The sequence below is a fragment of the Pseudoruegeria sp. HB172150 genome (assembly GCF_013184805.1).
In the GTDB taxonomy this organism is placed as follows: domain Bacteria; phylum Pseudomonadota; class Alphaproteobacteria; order Rhodobacterales; family Rhodobacteraceae; genus Psychromarinibacter.
The window spans coordinates 1,579,472-1,603,056 of the sequence record NZ_JAATNG010000001.1; the positions used below are offsets into that span (position 1 = coordinate 1,579,472).

A 23,585-nucleotide genomic window follows, 5' to 3' on the forward strand; every position below is an offset into this window, starting at 1 on the left:
CATGCCCAATGAGTCGCTTCGCTACTAAAGGGACCGACGGAGGCATCCGATGCTGGAACAACTGATCGACGGCTACGGCGAGGCAAGGCTCCTTGGCGTTTCGGGGCTGGCCGTTGGGCTTCTTTTTGGCGCTGCCGCGCAACATTCCCGGTTCTGCCTGCGGGCCGCGACCATTGAGGTGTCTGAACGCCGCCTGGGCCAACGCATGGCGGTTTGGCTTTTGGCTTTCTTTACGGCACTGCTGGCGACGCAATTGGCCATCGTTTCTGGTAAACTCGACGTCTCGGGTGCGCGTCAGCTTGCCGCAACCGGCAGCCTCAGCGGCGCGGTCATCGGCGGGTTGATGTTCGGCGCGGGGATGATCCTTGCACGTGGATGTGCCAGCCGGCTGTTGGTCCTGTCGGGTACGGGCAACCTACGGGCACTGGTGACCGGTCTTGTGGTGACGCTGGTGGCTCAGGCCTCCTACCGTGGTGTCCTTGCCCCGGCTCGGGAAGCGATTTCTACGCTTTGGGTCGTGCCCGGCGGCGACACCCGTAATTTGGCCGCAATGCTGGGCGTCGGCAATTGGGCTGCGGTGGCGTTTGGGACGGCGGGGCTGGTTTTCGGTCTTGAGTTCGCTCGTCGAATTGGGCTGACCGCAACCCGCCTGATTGCCGCCGCATTGGTCGGCGTTTCCGTGGCACTCGGCTGGATTGCGACCTACGCCATTGCCTCGGTTTCGTTCGAAGTGATTCCAATCGCCTCGGTGACATTCACCGGACCGTCGACCGACACGCTAATGGCGCTGGTCACGGAGAGGAGCCTTCCTTTGTCATTCGGTATTGGCTTGGTGCCGGGAGTCTTCGTCGGGTCGGCCGTGGCCGCGCTTTTGACCGGGGAGTGGCGGCTTCAGCGGTTCGGTCGGGACACGCCGATGGAACGGCATCTGGCTGGCGCCGTGCTGATGGGTTTCGGCGCAATGCTCGCCGGCGGCTGCGCGGTCGGGGCAGGGGTCTCGGGCGGTGCCATCCTTGCGTTGACCGCCTGGATTGCGGTGGCTTCGATGTGGGCGGGTGCCATCCTGACCATCGCACTCACGGACCGGCGCAGGTCACGTCCAGTTCCCTCTGCCTGAACATGTTCAAAACTCGGCTGGCTTGCACAGCCTACTGCTCGGCTGTAACGAACCGATACCCGACCCCATCCGCAACGATCTGGCCGATCCCGCCACCGGGTAGATGGAACCCCACGACCTTCGCCTTTTCCGCGGTCAGCCGTTTGATTAGCGCCATCCGCGTTGCGGCGCCCATATCCGAGTCCTGATCACTGCCGATTCGCCAGCTGGGCCAACCAAACGAAACATGCGGATTGGCAATAGCGTCGCCAATGACAAAAACGCTATCGCTACCGCCGACCTCGAATGACATGTGTCCGGGGGTGTGCCCATAGGTCGCCACCGCCGAAATGCCTGGCAGAACCTCTGCGCCGTCGTCGAAGAATTCAATGTTATCCTCCAGCATCTCCAGCCGCCGCCTCGCCCCAACGGCAAAGGCCTGTCGGTCCGTGCTGATCTCGTCCACGGTTTCCTCCCGCATCCAGTAATCCCATTCAACCCGGCCGATCCGATACTCGGCATTGGGAAATGTGAAATCCTCGAATTCGTCGATGACTCCCCACAGGTGGTCGGGATGCGCGTGGGTGAAGATGATGTGCGTTATGTCCTCCGGCGCTACACCTGCCGCATCCAGATCTTCTAGGAGCGCCCCGGCTGTTGTCATGAAATCCGACCCGGCTCCGGCGTCGAACAGTACGGTTCGCTCGCCGTCCCGAAAGAGCGTCAGATTGCAGGGCGATTCCAACTGGACTTCGTTTAGACGGTAGCGGGACAGGACGGCAGCCCGTTCGGAATCGGACAGCGGAGCCAGGACGAATGAAACCGGAAGCACAAGGTGACCGTCACTGACCGTTGTCAGCGTGCCGGAACCGGATTGCACCTGGGCCACGACTTTCCGGGATAAAGCAGATAGAGCGGCCGGTCCGGCCATGAGCGATGTCAGAAACCCGCGTCTGTCCATTCCGCACTCTCCTCCAAATGCGCATAATATTCGCAATCATGAATAATACACCGCAACGTCCTGGTCCGCCAATCATTCTGTTCGTACAATACGCTATGGCGGTCAGTCGCACCCTTGCCGGATCGCTCGAAAGCCAAATCAACCCGGCCGCTTGAATCGGCGCGGCCGGACTTATTAGAGCCCGGCCGCAGCGCAATATTAAAGTCTGTCCAAGTTCACTCGACGCGGTAGTCAATCCGCTCAAGTCCCATTTCGCTGGCAAGGATTGCCGCCCGGCGGTCCAGAACCACCTTTCTAGGTTGCCACCCCCATTCGGTGTCTTGTCTCGTCGGTATCCAGGTCAGTTCTCCGCCCAGACGCCAAGGGTCTATGACAATACCGTCATACATGCTGTCGCCGCGGCGCGAGATGATCGCCGTGGAATGGTCTAGCACCCTGCGCCCGATCGCGCGATGGATGGTCAGGGTCTCGAAATCTTCCGCCACCAGACGCTTTTCCATATCCTCGGCCCAATGCTTGCAAAGCCCGCGCGGCTTTGTTCCGTTGTTGACCTTGATGTTGTGGATGAGCGCGGAATCTGTGATTTCGTAATCCAGTGCCAGTTCATGCGTTGCGACGTAGGAAACGCGCGCCGCGCGCGCCGCTTCTACCGGGTTGATGCCTGGCCCGAGTGACAGGATTGCGTCCTCCAGTTTCTGAATGTCCTCTTCGCTTCCGGGCGGCGGAGTGCCATATGGGACGCCTTGTGGATTCTCGGCACAGGCGGACAGCGCCAGCAAGGCAGCGAAGGCAATTAGCAGTTTCTTGACCGGTACCACTTTGATCGTGCTCCTACCTCAGTTTTGGTTTCACAGGTCTCGGTAACCGAACCTTGATTCAGCCGGCAGCCGTGTGAACGGCAAGACCATATTCGGTTGCTTCAAGCGCGGCAAACCAGTTTGGCGCTTCACACGAGCAAACGCCGCAACGTATTGACTGTTAGTGGAAGCGGACGCCGAGCTCCAAAATAGGCTAGAAAATCCGTATCAGGCGAAGAAGGGCAAGCAGCCGTAGAGCATTTGCGCCCTGGCGCGGCAGCCCGAGGTAAAGCGGGATGGGTGTGCCGCGAAACCGGTTCTTATACTCGGCTAGCCCCTTGGTACTAAAAACTCTGTTGTTTACCCAGTCGGATTCATGCGCTTTTTCCAATGATTTCCTCAGCCATTTCAGTTCGTGGTCAAAGCCGGACGGTTCAATGGCGGCAATGGGTGCGATGCCCATATAGACGAATTCAATGCCTTCTGCCTGAAAGGCGTCGATTGCAGCGCGCATGATGGCCAAGTCAAGATAGGCGGAGTTTTCTGGCTGGCGCCGCTTTTGCGAGGCCAGGTACCCGATGGTCTTTCCACCGGAGTAGACAGGGTCGAAATTGATGATACCGATTGGCATCCCATCTTCGGAAAGGGCAAAGAACCTGCGGACCTCCGGCTCCGGATCAACCGTGAATTCGCGATTTAGAAAGCGGATCTCACGCGTCGTGATCTTGGTCTGCTGCCACTGTCGTGACAGTTTTCTTAGGCGGCGGGCTGAGACCGCGCGGTCCGGCTGTTCGGTAACGGTCATGCCTTTGCCGTTCAACCAGTTCGTGGAGTAGCGCACTCGTTTGTACGTTCCTCCGGCAAAGCTGTGTGTCGCAAGATCGATAACGGCGTCATGGCCGACCTGATTGATGCGATATCCAAACCGTGAAAGCGTCAGAGCAGTGTGTTGTCGGCAAGCTACAAATACAGGGGTGCCGAAGGCTTCGATGAATTCCGAAATGAGGGCCGGCGCGTCTTCAGGCGCGGCTACGGGATCGCCGAGCACAAACGTGTGGCCCATCTTTTGAGCGTAGGTGATCATTCCACGTCTGTCGCCGAATGTGTTCAGATAGCTCTCGGTGATGACCGGATAGGCCAGAGGAAAATCCCCATGCTGGCGTAGGTGCTGCCAGCGCATGTCCATCGAAATTTCCCGCTCGGGAGTTCGGATCAAGCGGCGGTCGCAAGTCTTGTCGACGGTTCTCCAAAAGACTGACATTTGCAGGAGATTACTTCCAACCTTGGGTTAATGCGTCAGAGCAAAGAGCCATCTGGCTTTGGCCCTTTGCCAGTCCTGAATTGCCTCTATTCGCTGCGAAAGTCCATTCCGCCCGAATCCGAGCAATAATCAGCGTTGCTGTTTTCGCCCGATGATGTCTTGGACCCCGGCAGCTTAACCACAGTGAAGCTGCCAGCCACAGCGGGGCGTCGCTATAGTCACAGCGGCGACGAAAGAGACGTGCTGTCCGATCGGATCACGAGAGCACGGGATGGCAGCGCACCGCTCCGACGTCGGGTCGCGATCTGTGTTTAATTGGCCGCACTGTCGGAAAAACTCCACAAACCGGTCTGCCCGGTGAGGGGGCAGTCGGCACGGACGTCCTCACCCTCGTGCGTCGTCCTTCTACCACGAGCCGATCCCGCCGGTCCGAATGGACCAGTGTCTCGTGCCAAACGTATTCACATGCGCAATATCTTGTTGATCCGTCCAGGTAATTGCAAAAGATTTAGTCTCTTCAAGGTGATACATGCTCGACGAGCCCGACAGAAGGTCGATAAAACCGCCCGCCATCTTCACATTTAGCATCTGAGCAGGGCACATAACTCTGATCGTCCTAGCTTCCGGAAATTTGGTTCCACGCTTTCGCTTCCCGCAATTGGTCGGCTGCATGACAGTCCAATGTCGACTTTCGCAGGCCTGCAAGCGGCGGTAAGCTGCTGCCGATGTGTTGCCTGCCCAGGCCAAATGGGGCAGGACACGCAGAGACTGTATTACGTGCCGGAAGAGGTGTTAAGCGCTGCAGGAGAATTCACATCTCGCCCTGAGCGCACATCGGAAACGCCCGTCCCAAATCGCGGGGTCAAAGCAACATGATGTTGGAAATCTGCTATATCTCGACACGTTTGCGTTGTCTTCCTCAACTGTTAAGGTCGACGATGTGAGTGGTCTGGCCGCGCAGGCAGTCACGAGACGAATTGGCGTATGAACCGAACGGAAAAACGTCGGAATTTCTAGCCCCTGGAAAGGGACAGCAAGAGTGGTGCAGGTTTGAGGGATATTGGTGCTATTGACACTGAGAGTGTTGTAGTCATCGGCTATGCCGCGCGTTTGCCCGGAGCAGACAATGTTGGAGAAGTCTGGGAGACTTTGATCAACGGCAAATGCGCAGTCAGCCCGGTGCCAGACGACCGTTGGTCGAGCATTCGCTATTTCGATCCCAACCGTTCGGCCGCCGGCAAGAGCTACGCGCGTCATGCCGGCCTGTTGAAGAACGTCTACGATTTCGATGCAGAGTACTTTCATCTGTCACCGCGTGAAGCGCAGCAGATGGACCCGCAGCAACGGGTATTGCTCGAAACCGTGGCTAGCGCGTTCGACAATGCCGGTGTCGATCCAGCCGGGTTGGATAAGGAGCGCACTGGGGTCTTCGTGGGCGCAGCGTCATCGGATCACTCCACCACCTGCCTTCAGGATCCGACGCTTGTCGACGCTCACTACATGCTCGGCAATACTCTGTCGATCATCTCGAACCGGATCTCGTATCATTGGGACATTCAGGGGCCCAGCTACACCGTAGACACGGCCTGTTCCTCCGGCCTGTTCGCACTGGATCAGGCGCGCAAGTCCATCGCGGCGGGCGATATCGACACGGCCATTGTGGGCAGTGTGAACATGCTTCTGTCGCCGATGCCGTTCATTGGTTTCTCCAAGGCTTCGATGCTGTCCGCCACCGGCCTCTGCCAGGCGTTCGGCCGCAACGCGGACGGTTACGTGCGTGCAGAAGGCGCAGTCGTCTTCGTCCTGCGCAGTGCAGATCTGGCCCGGAAGTCGCATGACCGGGTTCGGTCCTACGTTGCTGCGACCGGCACCAACAGCGACGGCAGGACGCCGGGCATCGCGATGCCTTCGAGCAACCGGCAGAATGAATTGCTCGAGTTCGTGAAGCGGCGTTTCGAAGTCGATCCGGAAGATCTGGCATTCGTCGAAGCGCACGGCACCGGCACCCCGGTGGGCGACCCGGAAGAGGCACGCGCAATAGGCATGGCGTACGGCCAGAACAGGTCCACTCCGCTCCCCATCGGTTCGGCGAAAACTAACTTCGGCCATTTGGAACCCGCCGCGGGGCTGGTTGGCCTGTTGAAGGCTCAGCTTTCGCTCGAGAACAACCTGCTGCCACCATCGCTCCACTCAGAAGAATTGAACCCGAACATTCCCTTCGAAGAACTCGGGCTTGAGGTCGTGCGTGAAGCGCGCGCTTTGCCGAAACGCGAAGATCCTTGGTATGCCGCGGTGAACTCCTTTGGCTTCGGTGGCGCAAATGCGCATGCGGTGCTGCGCCAAGTAACGCAGCCGGCACAGCCCAAGGTGGATTATCCGAAGGCATTAATCCTGACCGCCGAAAGCCAGTCTTCGCTTCGTCAACTGGCTGAGAATTGGCAGGTCCGTGCGCAGGAAAAGAAACCTGGTCTCGCGCAGGCGTTGGTCAACGCAAACACAAGGATCGCCCGGCACCGGTACCGGCTATGCTTGCCGGCGAACTCGCCGGAACGGCTGAACGAAAACTTGGGCAGCTGGCTTCGGGGCGAAAAGAACAAATTCGTTGCTGATGGCGTTGCCAGAAACGCCGATGCGGATGTCGGTTTCGTCTTTTCCGGCAACGGGTCGCAATGGGCCGGAATGGGCCGATACATGCTGCTCAACGACGGTGTGTTCCGCGATAGCTTCACCGCGACCAGTGCGCTGGCCGTCAAGCTTGGCTCGGAGTCCCTGCTCGACCTGCTGATGTCGACCGATCTTGGCGCGCGGCTTGACCGCGCCCCGGTCGCACAACCGCTGCTGCTGGCGATACAGATCGCCGTGGTTGACGCGCTTGCCGCCATCGGCCTGGGTCCGGCGGCCGTTTTGGGCCACTCCGCAGGCGAGGTTGCCGCGGCATATGCGTGCGGTGCGATCAACCGTGAAGAGGCCGTTCGGATCATCGTCGCCCGGTCTACGACGCTGGATCAACTTTACGGCAAGGGTGCGATGGCCGCACTCGTCTGTGAGGAAGAGCGCGCGCGCGAGTTGATCGCGGCCGCCAAACTCGAGGTCGATATCGCAGCGGAAAACTCGGCCAAGAGTCTGACCGTTTCGGGTGCATCCGCGGATCTGGCCCATCTGCTCAAACTGGCACGCAAACAGCGCATCGCCGGCAAGCGGCTGGAAATCGAATACCCATACCATTCCCGCCTGAACGATCCACTTCGCCCGCGCCTCGTCGAGGAGCTGAGCGATTTCGCCGGCAAGCGCACGTCCATTCCCTTTTATTCGGGGTGTATGGGCCGCATCGTTCACGGCGACCAACTGGATACTGAATTCTGGTGGGCCAACGCGCGGAACAAGGTGCGTTTCCGCGATTGCATCGAAGCGATGGCGAGGGACGGCGTTTCACTTTTCCTAGAGATCTCACCAAAGTCAGTCCTGCAATCCTATATCCGGGACACTCTTGACGGGGCAGGCCTGGGCGGCGCTGTGCTTGGCAGCCTAGAACAGGCTGACAGTGAGCAGATCAACGCAAAAAGTATCGCACTGAACGTTCTTGCTCAGGGTGGAACTTTGGAGGAGGATGCACTGCTCGGCACAGCGGTTCCCTTCGCAAGCGGCCTCCCCGACTATCCGTTCGAACGCAAGACGCATCGGATGATTTCCGATGAACAGGTTGATTTGTTCGGACGGCGGCCGCATCACCCGCTGCTTGGCAGTCGGCTCTATCCAAATTCCTCTGTCTGGACGTCCGAACTGTCGCTTGCACGCCAGCAATGGCTGGGCGATCACAAGGTCGACGGCCAGGTAATTCTACCGGCGACCGCTATCGTGGAGCTCTTCTTGGCCGCAGCTCAGGAGATGTCTGGCGACGGTGCGGTCGAACTGAGAAACCTCGAGATCCTGCGGCCCGTCCACATCGGCGAAACGGAAAATGTCCCGATCCGGGTGTCCTACGACAGCGTCGCTAGGCGGCTGACACTGGAAATGAATACGGGCGGCGGCTGGGTTTGGGTGGCCGGAACGGCCTTGTTCCAAACCGAATCCAAGCCGCCCGCGCATATCGAGCTTGCCGAAGGTAATAAGGACGGAGCGCTCTATACATCGCTTGCCGAACTCGGCCTCGCTTATGGTCGCTCGTTTGCAAGGGCCGACCGTCTAGCAGTCAGCGATACGTCGGTGGATGTCTGGCTCGCTCCGCCGACTGAATCCGTGACGGGGTTCTGTCTGGATCCTACTTCAACCGATGCGGCCCTCCATGGCGTGCTGCCGATGCTCCGGCAGCACAATGCGAGCCGCAAGGGTGTTGTCTTCGTCCCGGGCCGCGTCGGCCGTGTCCGATGGTTCGGGCAGGGCGAGATCACCGGTGCGCGCCTAAGCCTGCGCAGTGCCAGCATCGCGGGTCTATGCGTTGATGTTTGCTATCTCGACGCCATGGGCAAATCCGTAGCGCTGTTCGAAGAATTGCGCCTGCGCCCGATGCCGGTGGGCCGTAGCGAACGTCCACTGTTCTGGGATGAAAGACGTATTTCGATTGACGGGCATTCCCATTCCGGCCACCTCGAAGCGGTGGCCGGAATGGCGCAGGAACCCGATGCGCCGGCCTCGGACCTTCAGGTCCTACGCGACACCATTGGAAGTAGGCTGGCGTGGGATATCGTGACAGCGCAAGAGCAGGACGCTTCGCTCGACCGACGTTACCAGACCGCGCTGTCCGCGCTCGAGTCGATGGAGATGGTGGCGATCGACGAGGCCGGATTGGTCACCGTTAAGGGCGACTGCCCGTGGCCAGAAATGTCCACACTCCTGACGCTGCTAATCGAAACCGAACCTGACGCAGTCGACGAAATCCAAGCCACGTTGCACGGAATGGTGTCTGACCTGCTCAATAAAGCGGTCGGCATCGAATGTCTGCGTGCTGCGGCTCTGGCTTTGCTGGGTGAGAATGCTGAAACCGTTCCCAGGGTGCTCATGGTGGGGCGGATCGATCGCGCCGTATTCCTGAAACTTCTGAACATTTCCGGCCATCTCGTTGTCGCGGCAGAAAATTCAGACGAAGCAGAAGCGCTTCGCCTGAGCCTCGACGATGCGGATCGGTGCCTTGTGACGACAATTGACGAAGCGCTGACGCTTCCGGGCTTCGACATGGTGGTCGGTCTGGGTGTGTCCGAAACGCTGTCTGCCCCTGTGCAGAAGCGTATCACCCGCAATGGCACGAAGGGTGCCCGGCTGCTTTTGGTCGATCATGCAGTCGACCTGTTCGAACTAATGACCGGACGCTACTCCAACTCCGATGCGATCGATCAACTGGATGCCAATCTGGTGCTGGGCGGCGTGGAGGTGGAGCGGAACACTTGGACTGGTGCGGCGAATGTCACGTTCCTCACTGCTGAACTCATCGCGAAATCCGAAACTGCCGACATTGCGGTCACCGTGCACGGTTCCGGAAACCTCGCCATGGCCTTGCGCTCAGTACACCAGGATGCCGAGCCCGGCAGAGTCGCGATTGTCGCGCTGGACGCGCAAGATGACCTGTTGACTACAACGCTAGCTCAGTCAGAAGCCATGCGCGATCTGCCGGCCGACGCGGTCGTTGTCTGGATCGTCCAGTCCGGACTTCAGGGCGAAGCGTCACTGAGAGGCTGGCGCCGCGTCCTGGCGAATGAGACCGGGCGTGATATCCGCTGCATCAGCGTGGACAATGACGTAGATCCCACTAGGATTCTGCACCTTGCCGCCACCAACCGCGAACGCGAACTCAGCGTGACCGCAGATGGCAGCAGCGGCCTGCGCCTTCTGCCCGCGCTTAGAGATCCGCTGACAATCGGTGGCGACCAGAAAGCCACACTGACGCAATCGGCACACGGTCGGATCGAAAGCCTTTCTTGGACTGTCTCGGCGCGGCAGGCACCAAAGGACGATGAAATCGAACTCGCTGTCGAAGCCACTGCATTAAACTTCCGAGATGTGATGTGGGCCCAAGGCCTGCTGCCAAGCGATCTGCTCGAAGGCGGGTTCGCCGGACCGACTCTGGGCATGGAGTGTGCCGGCATCGTGACACGCGCCGGCAAGGCATCGGGTTTCGCGACCGGTGACCGCGTGCTTGCCTTCGCGCCGGACGCCTTCGCAAGTCACGTTACCGTTTCCGGCCGCGCGGCTGTGGCGATCCCGGAGGAATTGAACCTCGGCCTCGCGGCGTCGATCCCGGTCATCTTCGTGACCGCCGAATACGCGCTTACCGACCTTGCGCGCCTGCGTAAGGGCGAGTGGTGCCTGATCCACGGCGGGGCTGGCGGTGTGGGGCTTGCCGCAATCCAGGTCGCCAAGCGGGCCGGCGCCCGGATCATCGCCACCGCCGGGTCCGACGAAAAACGGGCATTGCTGCGCTCACTCGGTATCGAACATGTCTGTGACAGCCGCAGCCTTAGTTTCTGCGACTACGTTGAAAAGGTCACCGAGGGCCGCGGTGTCGATGTTGTCCTGAACTCCTTAGCCGGTGAGGCGATGGAGCAGGGCATCGGCTGTCTGGCGCCCTTTGGGCGTTTCATCGAGCTGGGGAAACGCGATTTCGTCGCTAACACAGCAATCGGTCTACGGGCGCTCAAGAACAATATCTCGTATTTCGCTGTCGATGCCGACCAACTGCTAGGACATCGCCCCGCACTCGTAGGCGAGATCATGAGCCGGATCGTCGGTGCCTTCACCGCCGGCGACTATACCTTCCCGCCCGTCCGCCGTTTCCCGGCAGAAATGGTCGGCGACGCTTTCACCCTGATGCTGCGCTCGGGGCATATCGGCAAGATACTGATTGCTCCGCCACAGGTGAATGACGCCAACGTCTCCAGTGCAACGGAACTCGGTGGTAGTTGGCTGATCGCAGGCGGCACGCGTGGCTTTGGCCTGGCGACTGCGAAGTGGCTATCGGACCGTGGGGCAAAGACGCTCTGGCTGGCCAGCCGCAGTGGCGAGATCGCTGAGCGCGAGATCGTCGATACGCTGGTTGCAAAGGGCGTCCGTATTGAAGCGCGGGCTGTCGACCTGATGGATGAGGACTCGGTCAAGGGCCTTATGGACGAAATTTCGGCCGACAATGATGGGCTGACCGGTATCGTCAATGGCGCTGCGGTCTTCGATGACGCGATGTTCGCCGACACCAACACCGATAGACTGCGCCGTGTGATCGCCGCCAAGCTTCTCAGTGCACAGAACCTCGATACAGCTTCGCGCGGTTTCGAACTGCGGCACTTCTGGCTCTATTCTTCAGTCTCTGCGCGCTTCGGAAACCCAGGTCAGTCGGCCTATGTCGCCGCGAATATGGAGCTCGAAGCGATGGCGCAACGACGTCGCGCAGAAGGCCTGCCTGGACTTGCTATCGCATGGGGCCCGATCGGCGACGCCGGCTACCTTGAACGCTCGGATGAGGTGAAAGCTGTCATCGAGCGCAAGATTGGCAGGCCGATGCGGGCACAAGATGCGTTCAATGCTTTGGCCCAGGCGCTGGAAGCGGACGGGAACCGGGCTACGATTACCATCGCACCGGTGGAATGGTCGCGCCTGATGAGCGATCTTCCGGTGGTCTCCGAGCCGTTGTTCGAATGCCTCGACCTTCGGCAGGATGTTGGCGGTGCCGATGGAATGATCGATCTAGCCGGGTTGATCGAAGCGGAAGGCGAGGCGAAAGCCCGGAAGATGCTCGTAGAATTGCTGCAACGTGAAGCTGCGCAGATCATGCGCATCGCCCCGTCTGAGATCGATGTGGACAGGGAACTGGTCGAACTCGGCTTCGATAGTCTTATGGGCATGAGCCTGAAACTTGCAATGGAAGAGCGTCTCGGAACCGCGACGCCGATGACTTCCATCGCCGACGCCATGACGCTATCGAAACTCGCGCATTCCATCGTTGCATCTGCCATTGCGGGCAAAGAAGATACCGTGACAGAAACAATGGCCGAACGTCACCTGACGGAATCGGACCTGCCAGAAGAATTGAGACAAAAGATCGCCGATGCCGCCGCCGGATAAAACAGCCGAGAAATCTGACCGACAATCGTTGCTTGCAAACCTGCGGCAGACCCACGAAGCCAAGCGGCCGCGCCCGGTCGTGTCGACGGGCAGATCGAAGTCGCAGTCCGGCTCCTTCGATTTTTCGCGTCATCCAGCCTATTCTGAGGTGCGCGTTGCTAAGGCCGCCGGGCAGACCCTCGGCGTGCAATCTCCGTTCTTCCGTGTTGCCGAAGCGGTCCGGACGACTGAGGCGAAGTTTGACGGCAAATGGGTCCGTAACTTTTCATCCTACGACTATCTTAGCTTGAACCTGACCGAACAGGTGCAGGGGCAGGCCAAGCAGGCGATCGAGAACTGGGGCATTTCCGCAACCGCTTCCCGCCTCGTCGGAGGTGAGCGCACGGTGCATGTCGAACTGGAGAAACGGCTCGCACATTTCGTCGGAACTGAGTCCGCACTGGCCATGGTCTCCGGGCACGCAACCAACATGGCGCTGGTCAGCACACTTCTCGGGCCTGGCGACCTCGTGCTCGTTGACACATTGGCGCACAACTCGATCTATGAGGGCATTCGCGCTTCTGGAGCCGCGCACTCGACCTTCCCGCATAACGATTTCGCCTGGGCGGACCAGTATCTGTCCACGGCGCGCTCGCGCTACAAGAACGTGTTAATCGTAATCGAAGGTCTCTACTCGATGGACGGCGACGCCCCGGATCTCGCGAAATTCATCGAGGTCAAGCGGCGGCACGACACCTGGCTGATGGTGGACGAGGCGCATTCGGTCGGTGTTTTGGGAGCCACAGGACGCGGCATCTGTGAGGAGCAGCAGGTCGACCCGTCAGATGTCGAAATCATCATGGGCACGCTGTCCAAGGCGTTCTGTTCCTGCGGTGGTTTTATTGCGGGGTCGGCGGCGCTCGTCGACCTGATGCGCTACCGCGCGCCGGGTTTCGTCTATTCAGTCGGGCTGTCGATGCCGAACGCAGCTACCGCCATGGCATCTGTCGACGCCATCGAAAACGCGCCGGAACGGGTGCAGGAACTGCGCAGGTTATGCCAATTCTTCAAAACGACTGCGGAAGAACTCGCGCTCGATACTGGTCCCAGCCAAGGCTACGCGGTCTGTCCGATCATCATCGGCGACTCGCTCAAGGCCGTCTGGATTTCCAACAAGCTGCTGGAAGCCGGGTTCAACGTGCTTCCAATTATCACGCCCGCCGTACCCAACAAGAGCGCGCGGCTACGCTTCTTCTTGAACTACGGGCACGATGAGGACATGATCCGCGCGGTCTTGACCGAGACGGCAGTCCTGCGCGAGCGATCAAAGACCATGTCCCTTCAGGAAATGGCGGGCGGCTGAACCGTATTAGCCGTTTCCAATGGGGTAAAAGGCGCGGCACCCAATGGACCAGTCCACCGACAGCAGCGGCGTGCAGATCAGCGGCGTCCGGCTTTGCGGGGATTTCCTTGCCACACGGGAAAGCGAGCAGGCTTCAAATCTACGCTGGTTCGGCGATCTGCTCGAACGGCCGATTACGTCTGCGCTCGCGAGCTGTACGGTCTGCCGCGGCCTGACTGACCCACTGGACCGCGCAGCGTTGCTTGAAGGCGCAGTCGACAAACGTGCTCTCGCGGACCGTCATTGCTGGTTTGATCCGGGTGCAGTTGCTGAAAAGTCGATAGACACAATCTGCCAGGCGGTTGGTGTGGGAACCCTAGTCGTTGGCTATGAACTGTCTCCGATGACACGCACAGTCCTCGACCGCGCAGGTCTTGCATGGTTGGATATCTGGCTTCACCCCGTAAGATTCGCCGATGACGTACTGTTCGGTTTGCGGGCATCTGACCGAAGAATGCAGTCACGACTTTCTAAATTTGCAATTGCGGACGAGTCGCTCTGGGCACAGGCCGACATCCTGAGGGTCCAGAACTATCGCGGCTTCGCGAAATTTGAGTCCTCTCTCTCTCCCGGATCCGCACTGTTCATATGCCAGACTGCCCGGGACAAGTCGGTCCTCGACCGGAATGGGTTTCTCAACATACTGGACTTCCGGTCCGAGTTCTCTGGCATCGCCAGAAACCATTCCCACGTCTACTTCTCGCGCCATCCGAACGAGCCACGGCTGGATCGAGAGGTCGATGCTTTCCTGAAGAGCCACGGGAACGTGTCGGAGATCACTGCTCCCGCCTATCACCTGCTGGCAGACCCGCGCATAGCGACGGTAGCCTCGATCTCATCTTCGATCCTCGAGGAGGCGCGCTACTTCGGAAAAGACGTCTGGCGCTTCTTCCGCCCGCCATTCCCGCTAACTGGCGACGATGCCTATACGACTGTCCTTCAAGACTTCTGTTTTTCCCATTTCTGGGCAGCGATCCTGCAGGACTTGGCCGACACACGAGATTGCGCTCCAGCGGGCTTCGTCGACCCGAAAAACAAACTGCGCCACGCGTTGTCCTTCTACTGGGGCTACCGGTTCATCGACAAAGCCGAACTGGCCTCCATGCCCGCCAACGCGACCATCCCGAGCGAACCGGCAAGGCCGACCCTCGAAACCGCTGAACTGGTCAGCTTCGATGTCTTCGACACGCTGATCACCCGCCGATACGCAGATCCCGCGGACGTGTTCGTTGCGATCGCGGCAAAGGCGTCAGAGATCATTGGCAGCCAATCAACAAATTTCGTTGACCGACGGCGCGCAGCTGAAAGGGCCGCGACCGCGCGTGCAAACAGGGCAGGGCGAGAGGATCCGACGCTTGCGGAGATCTACCAGTCTCTCCTTTCCTGCGATTTCGATGACCCGCGCGTGGCTGAGCTCTGCGCCATGGAAATCGCCGAGGAACTGAAATCTGTCCTTCCTCGACCCGTAGGTGCCAAGCTCTACCAGAAGGCTCGGCAGGCGGGGCGGCGCATTGTCCTGTTGTCCGACATGTACCTTCCCCGCGACACGGTCGAATCGCTCCTGAAACACTGCGGGTACGAAGGATGGGACGACCTCTACCTGTCCTCCGAATACGGTCTGACTAAGCGTAGCGGCACACTGTTCCGCCGTCTTCAGGACGATACGGCCCTGCCTGTCAATGGGATACTGCACATAGGAGACAACCAGAGAGGCGATCAGGCCGTACCGGAAAGCCTCGGCATAGCCTGCCGTCCGCTGCCGAAAGCGATTGAGATAATGCGGACCGCCGCTCCATTCCTTCGCAAAGGGACCAACAGAATCGCTGAAGCGAACACCCTGAATGGCAGCCGAATGATCGCCCTGATTGCTCAGCGCAACTACGATGAACCTGCCTCCGATCCACAGACGGACGCGCTCGGCCGGGATGCAGAGACCTTCGGTTACATCGCCCTCGGCCCGCTCCTTGCGGGCTTCTCTGACTGGCTAAATCGCAGGGCAACAGAAAGAGACATCCAGACGCTGGGATTCCTAACCCGGGAGGGCCCGGTGATGCGCGCCGCTTGGGAAGCTCTTTTTCCTCAAAGCGCAATTAAAGCCAAAACGGTCTTCGCGTCGCGTCGGATCGTTCGGCCCGCAACTATCGTCAACCGGGAACAGATCGCACGGATCTTCCGTGATGCAGACCCAGGTCGCTACCGCGACTGGGACGAGTTTCTGGACGTGCAGTTTGGTGTCAGGGACTGCAGCGCGAGTAGATCCGGAATTGATTGCGATCAATTGCCTGACCTGACCGCCTCCATCGGTCCCCGCGCGTCGGAGGTAGACCACAGCAATGCGCTGAGTACTCTCCAACAACCGATCCTGCAGCATGCAATAGACGCGAGGGTAAATCTGCGTGCCTATCTCGACGAGACCGGTTTGTCCGGGGACAGGGCGGGCGTTGTTGATATCGGCTACGCTGGCCGCGTACAGGCGGCGTTTTCGCAGGTCACCGGGGCGGACATTGCCGGCTTCTACGCGGCCAAGTTTCGGACCGCCGACGATATTCTCGGCAGTTTGCCATCGCAGGCCTATCTCGTCAGCGGTGTCACGGCGAATGACAGGGCCCACGGCATTTGTCGCCACCGGCATGTCTTCGAGACACTGCTCTGCGCACCCGGACCGAGTTTCGTTGGCATAAGAAAAATCGACGGCCAATGGCAGGGCATCCCCGCAGCTGACAGCGACACGCCCCAGCGCGACGCCTTCGTCACTGCCGCCCATGCCGGTGCCATCCGGTTCGTTCAGGATTTCGCCGAGCTGTACGACGCGTCCGAAGAGATCCCGCCTTCAGTCGCAACGGCTTTGCTAGAAGCAATTTTGGACGACCCATCCAGGAATCTTGCAGAATGGCTCGGCGCGCTTGAATTCGACGATGCCTTTGCCTTTCCTGGTACCTCCACGCTGGTAAACTCCGAAGCCGGCGCTAGCAGTTCCGTTTGGCGCGAAGGCGCAAAAGCGCTCTCGTTCAGGGAATCCAGCCGACGGCGCAGAAATCGTCCGCAGTGGGAGGCGAAAGGACCATACGGGCTCCTCGGCTGGCGCCACCTGCTGACACCTTTCGTCGCACCCGTGATCGGTCGTATTGGCGATGTACATGACGTGGATCACTACCGCGACGATCCCATCGGCTTTTTCCGACGCCTGTCAGACCCGCGATACCGCCGGATCGGGCGGATCCTCTATCCCCGGGACTAGCCCGGAAACGCAGCCTCGGAGCCACTAGATCGCATCCGTTACTGCGTAGGGTGGCGGTGCTGCTAGCCACCCGGCTAGCGCCTTTGCACCCGCAATCGCGCCGGGGCCGTCGAACGTACCTGGCACATGAAAACAGGAGCGCAGGAAATCGCAGAAAGCATCGACTCGCTCTGCATCGGGCGCCTGAGGGTCGTTCCAGAATTCATCAAGCGGCTGTTGGTCGGTCAGCCCGGCGCTGCGATAGACGGACCGTCCTAGTACATGCGTCGAGCACCCCGCCTGGAGCGCTGTCAGGCCGACGGTGGAATTGACCGTCACCACCCCGTCGGCCCGTGCCAGCAAACCGTTAAGGTCGCCGCCATCCAGGTAGATTACCCGCGAACCCGCCGGCTCTACTCGCGCACGCCAGTCGGTCAGACCGTTATCGAGAGGGTGGGTCTTCACTACCAGCGCGGCATTGAGGCTCGCGTTGCCCAGAAAGGATGTAACGACCCGGTCCAGAATTTCCTCTTGTGGCTCACCCGTCCCCGATTTGAACAGTTGCACATCGTGCGAAAGCTGCAGCGGAAACAGGAACAGAGGGCCGTCATGTGCCGCGACCCGTTTCAGCGCCTCACAGCGTGAACGTTGACGGGCAGACGATAACACCGATTTCAGGATCCAGCCGCTATATTCCCGGATCGGGTGAATGCCGGAATGGGAGCGGTAATGCGGATAGGTCAGCCATGAGAGTGCCAGATTGCTGGCGTGATATGTCACATCCATGGCCGCGTAGCGCCGGAACGACCCCTTCCAGCGCGGCAGCGTTCCCACCTGTGCGATGTTGCCAGCTGCGAGGAAACGGGCGGGTATCGTCGATGCGCCTCCCATCCCGTCAGGCTCGATCAGAATTAAGTCGGGCCGCAGGTAGCCATGCTCGACGATCCAGATCCGGACATTCATCCGGTGCGTGGTAATCTCCTCAATGGCGGCGGCATGCGGCGTGCGCCCGTCTCCGAGCATGATGACATCCGTCACGCCAAGGGACACTGCAGTCTCCCGGAACCAGGCCCCAAACGCCTCGGCACGCCCGCGATAAGACAGGTAGCGGCCCGCCCGACCGTTCCAGAAGATACGCTCGCCAGGGCAAAAGCCGACTTTACTGACGTCTCCGCCGCGCGCCCGCAGAGCGAACCCGAGATGTAAGAAAAAGCGTGACGAAGGACCCTGCAGGAGCAGGAATCGCCGGCCCTCTAGGCTATCTGGGCTAGCGCCCTGCTGCACAATTGCAGCCGTTCCTTCGTGCGCCTGATTCTGCATCGTCAGTTGCTTGAGATTGCCTGCAGGGTCCATCATAAGTGGAAAAAATCCGCCTTGAAGTGGAAATCGAGCACGTGAGCCAGGCAGAGCCCAATCAAGCCCAAGACAGACGTTGCATCCTGATGCTCCAGGGGCACCCGTCGCCCTTCTGGGGTCTTCTCGCTGATGGGCTGGTGGCAGACGGTCACCGTGTGCTCAAGGTCAACTTGTGCTTTGCCGACCTGGTTTACTGGGGGCGGCGTCCGGCCGTTTCTTACCGGGGGCGCTACAGCAAATGGGCTGGTTGGCTCCGGGCCTACCTGCAAAAGGAAGGCGTCACCGACATTCTCTACTACGCGGACCGGCTGCCCTATCATGCAGATGCGCTCGAGGTGGGCAAAGAGCTTGATATACGCTGCTGGGCCATCGAACACGGATACCTGAGACCGGACTGGCTGACCATGGAACCTGAAGCCATGGGCGCGCTGTCGACCTTTCCAAAGGACATGGCGGCCATAGAGCGGCTCTCCGAAGGTGTAGAACCGCCGGACATGGTGAACCGCTATTCTTATCCGTTTTCGGTCGAAGCGTTTCACGAGGTTACTTTCGGGTTGTTGCAAGCCTACGGCCGGCCATTCTATCCTCTCTACTACTCCGACAAGATCTACTGGCCAGCGGTCGACTACATAGGCTGGTTAGGAGAACTGGCTTTCGAGCGGCGCAGAAAGCGTGAGGCCGAGCGGCTCGAACAATGGGCGGTCAGCGGAGAGGTATCCTATAACCTCATCGCGATGCAAATTCAGGCCGACTACCAGATCCGGGCCTCCTCGAAGTACACACATCTTCTGGAATTTCTCGAAGAGGTTTTTGCCTCTTTTTCACGCCACGCGCCTTCGGACCGACATCTCTTCATCAAGCTGCATCCTCTGGACAACGGTCTGGAACGCTGGTTCTCGAAGACGGCGCGCATCGCCGAGCGCTTCGGCCTTGGTGATCGGGTTCACGTAATGAAAGGTGGCGATCTCACGATACTCCTGCGCAGGTCCAAAGGTGTTGTCCTCGTGAATTCGACCGTTGGCCTGCATGCACTCAGGCATAACGTACCCACATATGTGGCCGGGGCGGCCGTCTTCGACGTCGCGGGCCTGACCCATCAAGGCGACCTGAATACCTTTTGGATCCACCCAGACGCAGTCGATACCAAATGTTTCGACGCCTTCCAGCGCGCGATTACCCGAATTCAGATCAAGGGGTCCTTTTACAACCCAGAGGGCCGGGAGGTGGCGATAAAGGAGATCCGCAAGCGTCTTTCGGTGGACGATCCTCAGGCGTTTTCGATGATGTAGCTCTTGTGCCGGAAAATCAGCGCACCGCCTAGCAGGTAAAAGAACACGCCCAGACCGATCGGATAGCCGAGATTTACGAATTCCCCGTCGTAGATCGGAAAAAAGGCCTTGTGCGCTTGCGCGGTCACGTGCACCAGCGGGTTCAGCAAGAGGATCGACTGCACCTGCGTCGGCATCGACTCGACGGTGTAGAAAATCCCGGAAAGCAGGAAGAGCGGGCGGCTGACGATCGCCCAGACGTTCTTGTAAAATGGAAAGAACGTAAACAGTACCACGTTCAGAGTCCCACCGCCTAGGCCGAGTATCGAGGCGGCCAGGCAGGCCGAAATGAACTCAAGAAGCGATATCCGGATCGGTTCGGAAATCAGCATGTCGATTCCGAACAGAACCACTACTGTCACCACGATCATTGTCAGGGCCTGCAATGCGGAGCGCGCGATGACCGCGTCCATGGGAGAGACCATGGGAAAATGCATCAACGACCGGTTGCTTGTCACAGAGGTTGAGGTAATCGAGTTGATGGTGTTGTAGAAGGAAAACGGCAGGTACCCGGCCGCGTAGAAGAGTATGAAGCTCGTGCCCAAAGGCGGCGTTCGCAGGAACTGCGAGAATGCCAGCGACAACATGGCGATCATGCCGACTGGCTCTGCAATCGCCCAGAAATAGCCGCCCCAGGAACGGCCGTAACGTGTGATCATTTCGCGCACCATAAGTGCGGAAATCACTCTAAGCATTTGAAAGCGTGGGATGTTCGTCTGGTCTGTCATTCGGGACACGTGGCCGTAGGGCCGTTCAAAAGCGCGCTATTCCGTAGCGCCTCACTTGTGCTACCTGTTTCTCTGAGAGTAAACCCAAGCAGATACAAGCTAACCGGGCCCATGTCGAAACCACAAGCTGTGAAATTGGCGGATACCAGCAAGCCGTCCGAACCGCCGGTAAAATTGACGCCCCCTGCGCCGAAAAAGCGCCGCAAGGTTCGTCATGTGCTGCTCGCATTGTCGTTCGTGCTCTTTGTCGTTGCGCCGGTAGTCGCGAGCGCGGTGTATCTCTACACGTTCGCGACCGATCAGTACCACTCCAAAACGGCGTTTTCTGTCCGTTCAGAGGAAATGTCGAGCCCGTTGGATGTGATCGGCGCCTTCACCCAGACCGGCTCGAATTCCGCGCCGGACAGCGAGATCATCTATGATTTTATCCGGTCGCAGCCCCTGATCGAGGACATTGACAAGGAACTAGACCTTCGCTCCATCTACAACATTCCCGAGAGGGACCCGGTATTTGCCCTCGGAGATGATCGCTCTATCGAGCAACTTGTCGCCTATTGGGATCGAATGGTTACCGTAGAGATAGATTCGAATTCTGGTGTCCTCGAAATCGAGACCCGGGCGTTCACGGCAGAAGATGCACAGCGGATCGCGGAGACCATTATCGCAAAATCGGCGGATCTGGTCGAGGATCTAAGCCGGATCGCGCGTGAGGACTCGATGCGCTTCACCGTGCAGGATGTTGTGAAGGCGGAAGAGCGGCTGAAGGAGAATCGGATCCGGATTCGCGAATTCCGGAGCGAGTATCAGATCATCGATCCCGAAGCGGATGTCGAAAGCCAAGTTGGCATTATCGCTGCTTTGCAAAGCAAGCTTGCGGATTCACTGATCGATCTGGAAGTAATCCAAAGCTACTCTGTTGAAGATGACCCGCGGCTTCCCAACATCCGGCGGCGTGTCGATGCGATTAGAAACCAGATTGCGGATGAGCGCGCGGCCGTTAGCAACCAGTCCCTGAACGGCAAATCGCTGTCGGAGGTCATCGGCGAGTACGAGGAACTCCTTGTGGACCTGGAATTCTCACAGAACGCCTACACCGCCGCGCTTGCCGCCGAGGAACAGGCACGTATCGAGGCCAATCGGCGCAGCCGTTACCTCGCGGTACACGTTCCGCCGACCAGGGCGCAGGACAGCCTGTATCCCGACCGATTCCTGCTTATCGTTGTGATCTTTGCCTGCGCATTCGCCTTCTGGGGTGTCCTGGTGATGATCTACTACAACGTTCGGGATCGGCGATGATCGAATTCCACGACGTTTGGAAGGCATTTCCCTACAAGGGCGGAACGAAGCAGATAGTCACCGGTCTGACCCTGGCCTTCCCCAAAGATCGAAGTATTGCCATTATCGGTCGGAACGGCGCGGGAAAATCGACGCTTCTGAGCATGATTGCAGGCACGATTGATCCGGATCGAGGGGAAATCGTGAAACTTGGCCGGACGAGCTGGCCAATGGGATTCAGGGGCGGCTTCCATGGCGACCTTACCGGCCGGCAAAACACACGTTTTGTGGCAAGGATCTACGGTACGAACACCGAAGAGATGGAGGCCTATGTCGAGGAGTTCGCCGAACTCGGGCGCTTCCTCGACATGCCTGTCCGCACCTATTCGTCGGGAATGAAGGCGAGGCTCGCCTTCGGCGTTAGCCTTGCCGCGCGTTTCGACTGTTACCTTGTCGACGAGATCACCGGCGTTGGCGATTCGCGGTTCCGGGCGAAATGCCGCCGCGCCTTCAAGGAGCGCGTGGCCACATCCCAGATCATCATGGTGTCGCACTCGGACAACACCTTGAGATCGTATTGCGAGTCGGCGCTGCTGCTCGAGAACGGGACTGCTACTTTCTTCGACGATCTCGAGGAAGCGTTGGAAATCTACGGGCAGGTCATGGCCCACTGAGACATAATCGGGCAGGTAGCGGACCATGAAACTGGGGCCAAGATGGCATTCGAGAATCGAGCGGCAGGGATCGAGCTTCGTTCCTCCCTATCCGCATAGACGCACCGATCCGGCGAACACCTTCGAGCTTGTGCGGCTGTACAGGAATAGCCTCATCTCCGTTTTCTCAAAACGGGACTACAAGCGCGATGTCATCTCCACTCGCTTCGGCCTACTCGACGTTCACACCGTCAACACGGTGGATCTGGTTAAGGAAGCACTGCACGTTCACCACGAAACGCTTCAGGCAAAGACGCCGCAGATGCGCCATGCCCTGAAGCCGCTTCTTGGCGACGGACTGTTCGTTTCCGACCGGGAGACTTGGGCCTCTCGCCGCGCCGTGGTCAGCCCGATCATCCATGCCAGCCGGGTGAAGGACTTCGCGCCGATCATGTTGGACGTCGTCGCCGAGTGGCGTGACTCCTGGCTTGCGCTCGGCGACGGGGCAGAAGTCGACGTACTCGCCGAAATGGCGGAACTGACCGCCGAAATCATCTCGCGCACGGTCTTCGGCCGGCGGCTTGGCCGCGAATTCACCGCAGAGATCGTGCGAGGGTTCAGCCAGTACCAAGCCCATGTCGATCAACTCGACGTCCTGTCCCTGATCCGGGCGCCGGACTGGATTCCGCGTTTCCAGAGTAGGGCGGCCCGCCGCGCGCTGCGCCGCGTACATCGTGTCATCGACGACATCATCGAAGAGTTCGCACAGGGTCGCGGCGATGAGACTGCGGTGATCGCCCAGCTGTTCAGTTCGCGCGATGCGGAGGGCAACAAGCTGACGCGTGAGGCTATCCGCAACGAAGCGATCGTCATCTTCATGGCTGGCCATGAAACGACCGCGAACACCCTTGCCTGGGCCTGGTACCTTTTGTCTCAGAGCGAACGCGTACGCACCAAATTCCATACCGAGATCGATGCGCTCGGCCATCTTCCGGGCTTTGCCGATGTGCGCGAGTTGATTTACACGCGTTCGATCATCGAAGAAACACTGCGTCTCTACCCGCCGGTTCCGATCCTTGGCCGTCAGGCGCTCGACGACACCCAGATCGGTGACACATTCATACGTAAGGGATCTGTCGTCATGATCTGTCCCTTCATGCTACACCGTAAACGATCTATCTACTCTCGGCCGGATTACTTTATTCCGGAACGGTTCGATGAACGTATCGCCAAGCGGCCGGAGAAATACGCGCATATCCCCTTTGCCATCGGCCCGAGGATCTGCCCCGGCCTGATGTTCGGCCTGACTGAGGCGATCATCTCGCTGGCTACCCTAGGCCAGCAGTTCGACATAGACCTTAAACCGGGCCACGAAGTGCAACCGGTGTGCCGCCTGACACTACGACCCGGCGCGACGCTCCCAATGTTACTAAGAAGACGGCAGGCGCAAAGGAAGGCGGCCTGAGGGAATTAGGCGCGAACCGTT

Annotated in this window: 13 protein-coding genes; 8 read left to right on the forward strand and 5 right to left on the reverse strand. The window is 59.3% G+C overall.

What is annotated here, in order from left to right; translation table 11 throughout:
- The first annotated feature begins 49 nt into the window (after window positions 1-49).
- Window positions 50-1,117 carry a YeeE/YedE family protein gene (locus tag HCO70_RS07635; RefSeq protein ID WP_172294606.1) on the forward strand — a complete coding sequence of 356 codons (1,068 nt, stop codon included), beginning with the start codon at window positions 50-52 and terminating at the stop codon, window positions 1,115-1,117.
- Between the two features lie 31 nt (window positions 1,118-1,148).
- Here the strand turns inward: HCO70_RS07635 and HCO70_RS07640 are convergent, their stop codons facing one another.
- The 3 genes from HCO70_RS07640 to HCO70_RS07650 form a co-directional block, all read right to left on the reverse strand.
- Window positions 1,149-2,057 carry an MBL fold metallo-hydrolase gene (locus HCO70_RS07640; protein WP_172294608.1) on the reverse strand — a complete coding sequence of 303 codons (909 nt, stop codon included), beginning with the start codon at window positions 2,055-2,057 and terminating at the stop codon, window positions 1,149-1,151.
- Between the two features lie 215 nt (window positions 2,058-2,272).
- Complete coding sequence (locus tag HCO70_RS07645) at window positions 2,273-2,875, reverse strand: hypothetical protein (protein ID WP_172294610.1); 603 nt, start codon at window positions 2,873-2,875, stop codon at window positions 2,273-2,275.
- 193 nt (window positions 2,876-3,068) lie between these two features.
- Window positions 3,069-4,040: a phosphatidylglycerol lysyltransferase domain-containing protein gene (locus HCO70_RS07650; RefSeq protein ID WP_172294612.1), complete on the reverse strand. Its 972-nt coding sequence runs from the start codon at window positions 4,038-4,040 to the stop codon at window positions 3,069-3,071.
- A gap of 1,125 nt (window positions 4,041-5,165) precedes the next feature.
- On the opposite strand from HCO70_RS07650, the gene HCO70_RS07655 reads away from it, so the two are divergent.
- Genes HCO70_RS07655 through HCO70_RS07665 form a run of 3 tightly spaced genes read left to right on the forward strand, consistent with a single transcriptional unit; the run spans window position 5,166 to window position 16,780 of the window.
- On the forward strand, window positions 5,166-12,161 hold the full coding sequence (locus HCO70_RS07655) for a type I polyketide synthase (RefSeq protein ID WP_172294614.1): 6,996 nt from the start codon (window positions 5,166-5,168) through the stop codon (window positions 12,159-12,161).
- Entirely contained in the window at window positions 12,145-13,503 is a 1,359-nt protein-coding gene (locus HCO70_RS07660; protein ID WP_172294616.1) for an aminotransferase class I/II-fold pyridoxal phosphate-dependent enzyme, read from the forward strand. Before HCO70_RS07655 ends, HCO70_RS07660 begins: the two co-directional genes overlap by 17 nt.
- A 43-nt stretch (window positions 13,504-13,546) precedes the next feature.
- A complete protein-coding gene (locus HCO70_RS07665; protein WP_172294618.1) occupies window positions 13,547-16,780 on the forward strand; it encodes a hypothetical protein in 3,234 nt (1,077 codons plus the stop codon).
- A 24-nt stretch (window positions 16,781-16,804) separates the two neighbouring features.
- On the opposite strand, the gene HCO70_RS07670 is transcribed toward HCO70_RS07665, so the two are convergent.
- Window positions 16,805-18,115, reverse strand: a complete 1,311-nt coding sequence (locus tag HCO70_RS07670; RefSeq protein WP_172294620.1) for a capsular biosynthesis protein — start codon at window positions 18,113-18,115, stop codon at window positions 16,805-16,807.
- Window positions 18,116-18,117: 2 nt separating this feature from the next.
- Between HCO70_RS07670 and HCO70_RS07675 the strand changes: the two genes are divergently transcribed.
- Window positions 18,118-19,404 (forward strand): capsular biosynthesis protein, encoded by a 1,287-nt coding sequence (locus HCO70_RS07675; protein WP_172294622.1) that lies wholly within the window; start codon window positions 18,118-18,120, stop codon window positions 19,402-19,404.
- Here the strand turns inward: HCO70_RS07675 and HCO70_RS07680 are convergent.
- Window positions 19,383-20,138, reverse strand: a complete 756-nt coding sequence (locus HCO70_RS07680; RefSeq protein WP_216665295.1) for an ABC transporter permease — start codon at window positions 20,136-20,138, stop codon at window positions 19,383-19,385. The two genes, HCO70_RS07675 and HCO70_RS07680, sit on opposite strands and share 22 nt — an antisense overlap.
- A gap of 168 nt (window positions 20,139-20,306) precedes the next feature.
- On the opposite strand from HCO70_RS07680, the gene HCO70_RS07685 reads away from it, so the two are divergent.
- Genes HCO70_RS07685 through HCO70_RS07695 form a run of 3 tightly spaced genes read left to right on the forward strand, consistent with a single transcriptional unit; the run spans window position 20,307 to window position 23,564 of the window.
- Window positions 20,307-21,467: a sugar transporter gene (locus tag HCO70_RS07685; protein ID WP_172294626.1), complete on the forward strand. Its 1,161-nt coding sequence runs from the start codon at window positions 20,307-20,309 to the stop codon at window positions 21,465-21,467.
- The gene (locus HCO70_RS07690; RefSeq protein ID WP_172294628.1) at window positions 21,464-22,120 is read left to right on the forward strand and encodes an ABC transporter ATP-binding protein; all 657 of its coding nucleotides are present in this window, start codon (window positions 21,464-21,466) and stop codon (window positions 22,118-22,120) included. The genes HCO70_RS07685 and HCO70_RS07690 overlap by 4 nt, the downstream gene beginning before the upstream one ends.
- Before the next feature lie 25 nt (window positions 22,121-22,145).
- Window positions 22,146-23,564, forward strand: a complete 1,419-nt coding sequence (locus HCO70_RS07695) for a cytochrome P450 (protein WP_172294630.1) — start codon at window positions 22,146-22,148, stop codon at window positions 23,562-23,564.
- Window positions 23,565-23,585: the final 21 nt, after the last annotated feature.

Coding starts and splice junctions, on each gene's coding strand:
- HCO70_RS07635 (WP_172294606.1), top strand. CDS start 50: ATGCTGGAACAACTGATCGACGGCTACGGCGAGGCAAGGCTCCTTGGC.
- HCO70_RS07640 (WP_172294608.1), bottom strand. CDS start 2,057: ATGGACAGACGCGGGTTTCTGACATCGCTCATGGCCGGACCGGCCGCT.
- HCO70_RS07650 (WP_172294612.1), bottom strand. CDS start 4,040: ATGGACATGCGCTGGCAGCACCTACGCCAGCATGGGGATTTTCCTCTG.
- HCO70_RS07660 (WP_172294616.1), top strand. CDS start 12,145: ATGCCGCCGCCGGATAAAACAGCCGAGAAATCTGACCGACAATCGTTG.
- HCO70_RS07665 (WP_172294618.1), top strand. CDS start 13,547: ATGGACCAGTCCACCGACAGCAGCGGCGTGCAGATCAGCGGCGTCCGG.
- HCO70_RS07670 (WP_172294620.1), bottom strand. CDS start 18,115: ATGATGGACCCTGCAGGCAATCTCAAGCAACTGACGATGCAGAATCAG.
- HCO70_RS07680 (WP_216665295.1), bottom strand. CDS start 20,138: ATGCTTAGAGTGATTTCCGCACTTATGGTGCGCGAAATGATCACACGT.
- HCO70_RS07690 (WP_172294628.1), top strand. CDS start 21,464: ATGATCGAATTCCACGACGTTTGGAAGGCATTTCCCTACAAGGGCGGA.
- HCO70_RS07695 (WP_172294630.1), top strand. CDS start 22,146: ATGAAACTGGGGCCAAGATGGCATTCGAGAATCGAGCGGCAGGGATCG.